We start from the raw sequence: 7923 nt of genomic DNA on the forward strand, positions 1-7923 counted from the left end.
GGCTACCTGCCCGAGTCCATGCACGGCGCCGGCTCGCCGCAGGCGCAGCGCATCATGATCGCGCGTCAGTCCAACCTCGAGATGAAGAAGCAGCTCGCCAAGGATATCGCTCGTATCAAGTAATTTTCTTTGACAGCATCCATAGGCACTCACGGTACAGCCGCGAGTGCCTATGTTTGCAATTTACCCAAAATCGTTTGAATTTTAACAAGTAAGGAGTGTATCCGCACATGCTGCGCTGCACTGTAAAATTCTGTGGCGGCTGCAATCCGCGTTATGACCGCGGACAGGCCTACAACACCGTACGAAACGCACTGACGGACGCCGCATCTTTTTCTTATCCGGAAGACGGCATCCATTATGACGTTTTGCTGATTATCCGCGGATGCACGGGATGTCCCTATCTGTATGAGGAAATTGACGCCGCGCACCGCGTTATTTTAACCGATGCGGAGGACATACAGCCCGCCATTCATCAAATTCTGCAATTGGCGCAGCCCGGCAGCACACATGCCGCTGCCGCATTGTGAGGAGAAAGAGAATACCATGAAGAAAGTCAACATTATCACTGCAGAAGAAGCCGCCCTTAAAGTGCAGGACGGCGATACCATCGCCACCGGCGGCTTTGTAAGCTGCGCCTGCCCCGAAACCCTGTCTACAGCGCTGGAAAAGCGTTTTCTGGAAACCGGCCACCCCAATAATCTGACGCTGTTCTTTGCAGCCGGCCAGGGCCATCGCGACGGCACCGGCGGCGACCATTACGGCCACGAAGGTATGGTAAAGCGCGTCATCGGCGGTCACTGGGACCGCGCCCCCCGTCTGGGCGATTTGGCGCTGGCTAACAAAATTGAAGCATATAACCTGCCGCAGGGCGTTATTTCGCACATGTACCGCGATATTGCGGCACACAACATCGGCACCATCACCCACGTTGGCCTGTATACCTTCGCCGATCCGCGCAACGGCGGCGGCAAGCTGAATGACGTGACCAAGGAAGATCTGGTTAAAATCGTCAATATCGAAGGCGAGGAACGCCTGCTGTACAAGGGCTTCCCCATCAACGTTGTTTTCCTGCGCGCTTCTTACTGCGATGAGTACGGCAACTGCACGGTTCACCGCGAAATCGGCCCGCTGGACGTAACGGCCATGGCGCAGGCCTGCAAGAACTCGGGCGGCAAGGTTATCGTTCAGGTGGAAAAAATCGTGCAGGGCGGTTCTCTTGATCCCAAGCTGGTTGCCATTCCCGGCATTTATGTTGACTCTGTTGTCGTTGGTTCCGAGGAGGACAACATGCAGTGCCTCGGCATGCCGTACGACGGCGCGCTGACCGGTGAATTCCGCATTCCTGTAGACGCCATCCCCCCCATCCCGATGGACGCCAAGAAGATCATCGCCCGCCGCGCAGCGATGGAGCTGCCGCCTGATGCCATCGTCAACCTTGGCACGGGCGCGCCGGAAAAAATCGCCAACGTTGCCGCAGAGGAAGGCATTTCTGATAGAATGACGCTGACGGTAGAGGCCGGCTCCATTGCGGGCGTACCTTACGGCGGAACGCAGTTCGGTGCGGCAGCCAACGCAATGTGCATCATTCCGCACAACGTGCAGTTTGACTTCTATCAGGGCGGCGGCCTGGACGTTGCCTTCCTCGGCCTGGCAGAGACCGCGCCGAACGGCGACCTGAACGTTTCCAAGTTCGGCACCCGTCTGGCCGGCGCCGGCGGATTTATTGATATTACGCAGAACGCCAAAAAGGTGGTTTACTGCGGCACCTTCACCGCCAAGGGCCTCAAGACCGACTGTGTGGACGGCAAGCTCGTCATCACGCAGGAAGGCTCCAAGAAAAAGTTCGTCAACGCCGTGGAACATATCACCTTCTCCGGCGATTATGCGAACAAGGTCAAGCAGCCTGTTCTCTATATCACCGAGCGCTGTGTGTTCGCACTTCGCCCCGAAGGCGTTACCCTGATTGAGATTGCGCCCGGCATCGACCTGCAAACGCAGATCCTCGATCAGATGGAGTTCACACCCCACATCGAACGCCAGGCGGACGGCTCCATCAAGCTGATGGATGCCCGCATCTTCCGCGACGAGCTGATGGGTCTGGCAAACGATTAACTTTCGAGTTTATTTTATGTGCGTGTTGTGTATCTTTTGGGCATGATATTGGTTATTTCATAAATTTTGCGAAAAGCCCTTGCATTCCTCTGTACATTTGATAAAATATTAACGAACTCGAAAAGAGAAGACCCCCCATTACCGCGTCGGTCCGCCGGCGTAAGAGAAAAAAAGGAGATTTGCCCAATGAACGTTTACATCTGTTCTGCTGCCCGTACTGCAATCGGCACTTACGGCGGCACCCTCCGCGACGTATCCGCTGCCCAGCTTGGTATTGCCGCTGCCAACGCTGCCGTTGAGCGCGCCGGCGTTGACAAGACCGCAATTGACGAAGCTCTGTTCGGCCAGGTGCTGCAGGGCGGCTGCGGCCAGAACGTAGCCCGTCAGGTATCCCTCGGCATCGGCATGCCGATTACCACCCCCGCAATGACCCTGAACAAGGTTTGCGCTTCCTCTATGCGCGCGATTTCCCTCGGCTCCCAGATCATCCGCTCCGGCGAAGGCGAGAACGGCATGATGCTGGTCGGCGGCTGCGAGTCCATGTCCGGCGCGCCGTACATCTCCCGCAACATGCGCTGGGGCGCCCGTATGAACGACGTAAAGTTCGTTGATATGATGGTTTATGACGGCGTATTTGACGTATTCAACCAGTACCACATGGGCATCACTGCGGAAAATGTTGCCGAGCAGTACGGCATCACCCGTGAGATGCAGGATCAGATCGGCTATGAGTCCCAGATGAAGGCTGCCAAGGCGATTGCCTCCGGCCGCTTCAAGGACGAAATCGTTCCGATCGAAGTAAAGAAGAAGAAGGAAACCATCGTATTTGATACCGACGAGCACTGCCGCGCACAGACCACGCTGGAGGGTCTTGCCAAGCTGCGTCCGGCATTCAAGAAGGACGGCACCGTTACTGCGGGCAACGCTTCCGGCATTAACGACGCAGGCGCCGCTATGATCATCGCTTCCGAGGACTTCGTTAAGGCGCACGGCCTCAAGCCGCTGGCCAAGATCCGTTCCTTCGGCTCTGTAGGCTGCGATCCGTCCATCATGGGCGTAGGCCCGATCGAGTCCACCCGTCAGGCCCTCAAGCGCGCCGGCATGACCGTTGCCGACCTTGAGCTGATCGAGTCCAACGAGGCGTTTGCCGCGCAGGCTGCTGCGGTTAACCGTGAGCTGGGCTTCAATATGGACATCGTTAACGTAAACGGCGGCGCAATTGCGCTGGGCCACCCGATCGGCGCAGCCGGCTGCCGCATCACCACCACCCTGATTTACGAAATGATCAAGCGCGACCTGACCGTTGGCCTTGCTACCATGTGCATCGGCGGCGGTATGGGCGAAGCCATCATCGTAGAGCGCGACGAGTTCTGCAAGTAAAAAATGATTCCGGCGGGGGCTGCATCAGCCCCCTGCCATATCATTTCTCAAAAAATCTGAAAGGAAGTTTTTCCAATGACCGACGTAGTAATTGAGAAAAAGGGCCATGTAGCCATCGTCAAGATTGAGCATATGAAGGCCATGAACGCTCTGTCCACCGACATGTACGCCCAGCTTGAAGAGGCGTTTGACGAAGTCGGCAAGATGGAGGACGTTTACGCCGTCGTTCTGACCGGCTCCTCTGTTGTCAACAAGAAGGGCAAGACCGTTAACTCCTTCGTCGCCGGCGCTGACATCGCGCAGATGTCCACCATGACGGTTGAGGAAGGCAAGTTCTTCGGCAACGATTCCAACCGCGTCTGCTGGAAGATTGAGAACTTCAAGCGCCCCGTCATCGCTGCAATCAACGGCTTCTGCCTGGGCGGCGGCTGCGAGCTGGCCATGTCCTGCGACATCCGCCTCGCTTCTGACAACGCGCTGTTTGGCCAGCCCGAAGTTGGTCTGGGCATCACCCCCGGCTGCGGCGGCACCCAGCGTCTGGCCCGCATCATCGGCGTGGGCAAGGCCAAGGAACTGATTTACACCGCCCGCGGCAACTACACTGCACAGCAGGCGCTGGAAATGGGCCTTGTTAACTATGTGTATCCGCTGGAAAACCTGCTGGACGAGGCTGTTAAGCTGGCTGAGGAGATTGCTGCGCAGGCACCGATCGCCGTTGCGCTCTGCAAGGAAGCCATCAATGTTGGCATGCAGGTTGACCTGAACTCCGCGCTCAAGCTGGAAGGCAACATCTTCGGCGAGTGCTTTGCAACCGAAGACCAGAAGTACGGCATGGCTTACTTCCTGGACAAGAACAAGGATAAGCCCGCCAAGGAGTTCAAGAACAAGTAATCCGCCTTATTCATCCTAACTTTATGGAAAAGAGGTAAAAATCATGAAAGTTTGTGTATTTGGCGCCGGCAACATGGGCGCACGCATTTCTGAAGTTTTCCTGACCAACGGCCACGACGTAACGATGGTAGACATCAAGCCCGAATTCTGCGAGCGCGGCGTTAAGACCATCACCGGCGACCTTTCCTTCCTGGTTAAGAAGGAAAAGATGACCGAAGAGAAGAAGAACGAGCTGCTGGCCGGCCTCAAGACCTCCTGCGACCGCAACGCCGCTGCTGACGCCGAGTTTGTCATCGAAGTTATTCTGGAAAAGATGGAGCTGAAGAAAGAGCTGCTGCAGGATCTGGACAAGATTTGCCCGCCGGACACCATCTTCGCTTCCAACACCTCTGCGCTGTCCATCACTGAGATGGCTGCCTGCATCCCGAACCGTGCAGACAAGATGATCGGCTGCCACTTCTTCAACCCCGCTCAGATCATGAAGCTGGTTGAGGTTACCCGCGCTATCCAGACCTCGGACGAAACCTTCCAGAAGGCGTTCGATCTGATGGCTTCGCTGGGCAAGACCCCTGTATCGGTCAACGAAGGCCCCGGCTTTGTTGTTAACCGCATCCTGATTCCGATGATGAACGAAGCCATGGGCATCGTTGCAGACGGCATTGCCTCCCCTGCTGATGTTGATATTGCGATGCAGCTTGGCGCCGGCATGAAGTCCGGCCCGCTTCACACGGCTGACCTGGTTGGCCACGATGTCAACCTCGCCATCATGGAAACCCTGTACCGCGAGACCGGCGACCCGAAGTACCGTCCGCATCCGCTGATGCGCAAGATGGTTCGCGCCGGCTGGCTGGGCGTTAAGTCCGGCAAGGGCTTCTTTGAATATGACGGCCCCTTCGGCAAGGAAATTGTAAAGTAAGTTTAAAACTTTCAGACAAATGAGGCTATGCATCTGCATAGCCTCATTTATTTTCTTTTCCCTTTACAAATTATTTCAGTTTTGCACAATTTTTATTACCATTATTTATATCTTTTTACAAAAACATTGTCGATGTATAGCATTTTTTCACGAAACAAGATATAATGGTGCTGAGCATTAAAAAAGCAGACGTACCATCATGGCAGAGGCGGTAAAAGCCGCTAAATCTGCGCATAATGCAGCAATTACAGCATATCTGAGGTTGTGCAGGCCCAAATATCCGCTGTAAACGCTAAGCGTGTACAGGCTGGTTTCCGATGCCCCCAGCATCACCGCTGCCACGCGCCCGATATAGCTGTCCGGGCCAAACCGATGCATCAGCTCGCTGCCCATTGCCAGCTTACCGCCGCCGCTTACAGGTCCAAGCAGCACCAGCGCGGCGCACTCTTTGGGAATACCCACTATCCGGAAAGCCGGCGCCAGAGCGGCAGCCACAAAATCAATTGCACCGGATGCGCGCAGCATATGTACAACGGTCAGCATACCGACCATCGTTGGCAAAATGTTGACCGCCGTCTGCAGGCCATTCTTTGCTCCACGCAGAAAGACGGAGAACACATCAACCCCTTTATACAGAGCGTATATGCCGACTATCGCCAGCAGGGCCGGCACAAACGCATCCTGAATCCACTGCATTGCACTCCCCTTCCCAAAAGCAGGTAAATTTCTGAAAATTCAAAATTTTTTTGGAAATTTAAGTTATTTCGACAAATTTTGCACTCTTTGTATGTAATAATACAAATTGTAATCCGGTCAGTCATTTCCTCTCATTTTTCATCGGGAAAGATCGGCCGAAACATTCTTCCGCAAATCAGCACAGTGGCTACCGAGACGGCAGACGCCCCCCAAACTGCGGGCATGATGTCAAACGGAGCTGCAGCGCCGCTGGCCGCGCGCACAGCTGCCACAGTGGATGGAATCAGTTGAATGGATGCTGTATTTAATGTCATCAGGGTCAGCACCGTATCCGGCGCTCCCCGCCGCCCTGCCAGCGTATACAAACGATCGACTGCCTGCAGTCCCAGCGGCGTTGCCGCATTGGACAGGCCAAGCAGATTCGCTGTCACATTTGCGCTGACCGCTTCCATCGCTTTTTGGTCTCCGGCTGCATTGCCGAACAGCGGACGAAGCAGCGGCATTAAAATGCAGGATAGTTTTTCTGCCAGCCCGGATGCACGAAACAGTTCCATCATACCGCTCCAGAAACACATCAGTCCCGTGATGCTGATTGCCAGCGTAACCGCTTCTGCCGCGCCTGTACCGACCGCTGCCGTAACAGCATCCAGCCGTCCGGATATTGTGCCAAAAAGCAGCGCAACGGTCAGAAATCCTACCCAAACTGCAGAAAGCACATGTTTTCCCCCTATTCTTTCCCCTGCACAAAATCCCATCTGGGGTTGCGTGATATAATTTCGAATGATGAATTCACCCATGGAATGAAGGAGTACAACACCATGAAATCTACCGGTATTGTTCGCAAAGTCGATGAGCTCGGCCGCATTGTTTTGCCGATTGAATTGCGCAGGACGCTCGATATTGACGTCCGTGACGCATTGGAAATCTATGTGGACGGTAACCAGATTGTACTGAAAAAGTATGAGCCCGCCTGCGTTTTCTGCGGAAACGCCAAGGATGTTACCAATTACAAGGGCAAAAATGTTTGCCGCAACTGCATCCAGGAAATTGGCCTGCTCTGATTGTGCGACAGCGTTACTTACCGGTCTCCCGTTGTGTACGGGCGGCCGGTTTTTCTTTATGCGCTTCCGGACGTACTCTGCCATGTTCCGACTGTGCCCTGTACTTTTCCCGTGTCGCCATACCGCCGCGGATGTGGCGCTCGTTTTTATTGGTACGCAATACTTCCTGCACGCGGTCATACAGTACCGCATTTAATTTTTGCAGCCGTGTTGTAATGTCCTTATGTACCGTTGACTTAGATATACCAAACCGCGCTGCCGTCTGCCGCACGGTTGCCCGTTTTTCCACCATGTACTGCGCAAGCCGAATCGCCCGCTCCTCGGGTAAGCCCTTCACCATCGTCCCCCCTGCCGTTGACGCATTACTGCTAACAGCCTATGCACGGCGGCGGAACGATAGAACGAAGCCCTGCCATAAAAAAACGCGCCGCCTATTTCAGCAGCGCGTTGATTCCTTGTGTATGATATTCTACCAGGCGGTTCAGGTTGACGCGCACCTCCCGCGGACGAACGCGATTTTTCAAAATCTGCACGGTTCCGTCGATCAGATTGCGCGCCATGATTTGGGAAAGCAAGTCCCTGTTGTCCTCATCTGCAAGCAGCGGCGCAGTCTTGGCGGCAAACAGGTCGATCAGGCTGCTGCGCAGCCCCTCATAGCGGGTGCCCTGCGCCTGCTCCATAATCAGCAGCAAACCGTATTTCTCTGCCAGCAGCAGAGAGATGACTTCCTCCGTCAGCAGCACCTGATACTCCCGCGCGCCGGTATGCAGATCAAACCGTTTATCCCGCAAGCGCAAAATCAATTTTTTGAGTCCCTCTGCCGCACCGTCCGTCAACTCATAGAACAGTTCTTCTTTGTTCCTG

General features: G+C 54.9%; 11 protein-coding genes. 7 read left to right on the plus strand and 4 right to left on the minus strand.

All coding sequences use genetic code 11. The features are described from left to right. The 6 genes from ACOYIE_RS07400 to ACOYIE_RS07425 form a co-directional block, all read left to right on the plus strand. A partial coding sequence (locus tag ACOYIE_RS07400) for a 4-hydroxyphenylacetate 3-hydroxylase C-terminal domain-containing protein (protein ID WP_433411923.1) occupies nucleotides 1–123 on the plus strand: 123 nt, incomplete at its 5' end. Between the two features lie 107 nt (nucleotides 124–230). Beyond that, nucleotides 231–530, plus strand: a complete 300-nt coding sequence (locus ACOYIE_RS07405) for a hypothetical protein (protein WP_433411903.1) — start codon at nucleotides 231–233, stop codon at nucleotides 528–530. 16 nt (nucleotides 531–546) lie between these two features. Continuing rightward, nucleotides 547–2115: an acyl CoA:acetate/3-ketoacid CoA transferase gene (locus ACOYIE_RS07410; RefSeq protein WP_433411905.1), complete on the plus strand. Its 1569-nt coding sequence runs from the start codon at nucleotides 547–549 to the stop codon at nucleotides 2113–2115. 186 nt (nucleotides 2116–2301) lie between these two features. Then, the gene (locus ACOYIE_RS07415) at nucleotides 2302–3495 is read left to right on the plus strand and encodes an acetyl-CoA C-acetyltransferase (protein ID WP_433411907.1); all 1194 of its coding nucleotides are present in this window, start codon (nucleotides 2302–2304) and stop codon (nucleotides 3493–3495) included. A gap of 75 nt (nucleotides 3496–3570) precedes the next feature. Continuing rightward, on the plus strand, nucleotides 3571–4386 hold the full coding sequence (locus tag ACOYIE_RS07420) for an enoyl-CoA hydratase-related protein (protein ID WP_433411909.1): 816 nt from the start codon (nucleotides 3571–3573) through the stop codon (nucleotides 4384–4386). A 40-nt stretch (nucleotides 4387–4426) separates the two neighbouring features. Next, complete coding sequence (locus ACOYIE_RS07425) at nucleotides 4427–5302, plus strand: 3-hydroxyacyl-CoA dehydrogenase family protein (RefSeq protein ID WP_433411926.1); 876 nt, start codon at nucleotides 4427–4429, stop codon at nucleotides 5300–5302. Nucleotides 5303–5479: 177 nt separating this feature from the next. On the opposite strand, the gene ACOYIE_RS07430 is transcribed toward ACOYIE_RS07425, so the two are convergent. Both ACOYIE_RS07430 and ACOYIE_RS07435 read right to left on the minus strand, forming a co-directional pair. Continuing rightward, a complete protein-coding gene (locus ACOYIE_RS07430; protein ID WP_433411912.1) occupies nucleotides 5480–5998 on the minus strand; it encodes a spore maturation protein in 519 nt (172 codons plus the stop codon). Nucleotides 5999–6129: 131 nt separating this feature from the next. Continuing rightward, nucleotides 6130–6714, minus strand: a complete 585-nt coding sequence (locus ACOYIE_RS07435) for a nucleoside recognition domain-containing protein (RefSeq protein WP_433411914.1) — start codon at nucleotides 6712–6714, stop codon at nucleotides 6130–6132. 102 nt (nucleotides 6715–6816) lie between these two features. On the opposite strand from ACOYIE_RS07435, the gene ACOYIE_RS07440 reads away from it, so the two are divergent. Then, on the plus strand, nucleotides 6817–7059 hold the full coding sequence (locus ACOYIE_RS07440) for an AbrB/MazE/SpoVT family DNA-binding domain-containing protein (protein ID WP_433411916.1): 243 nt from the start codon (nucleotides 6817–6819) through the stop codon (nucleotides 7057–7059). A 13-nt stretch (nucleotides 7060–7072) separates the two neighbouring features. On the opposite strand, the gene ACOYIE_RS07445 is transcribed toward ACOYIE_RS07440, so the two are convergent. Then, nucleotides 7073–7396, minus strand: coding sequence for a sporulation transcriptional regulator SpoIIID (locus ACOYIE_RS07445; protein ID WP_433411918.1), 324 nt, complete (start codon nucleotides 7394–7396; stop codon nucleotides 7073–7075). Between the two features lie 94 nt (nucleotides 7397–7490). Continuing rightward, on the minus strand, nucleotides 7491–7923 hold a 433-nt coding region (locus tag ACOYIE_RS07450; RefSeq protein ID WP_433411921.1), incomplete at its 5' end, for a hypothetical protein.

The organism is Agathobaculum sp., from assembly GCF_050946325.1.
GTDB lineage: Bacteria > Bacillota > Clostridia > Oscillospirales > Butyricicoccaceae > Agathobaculum.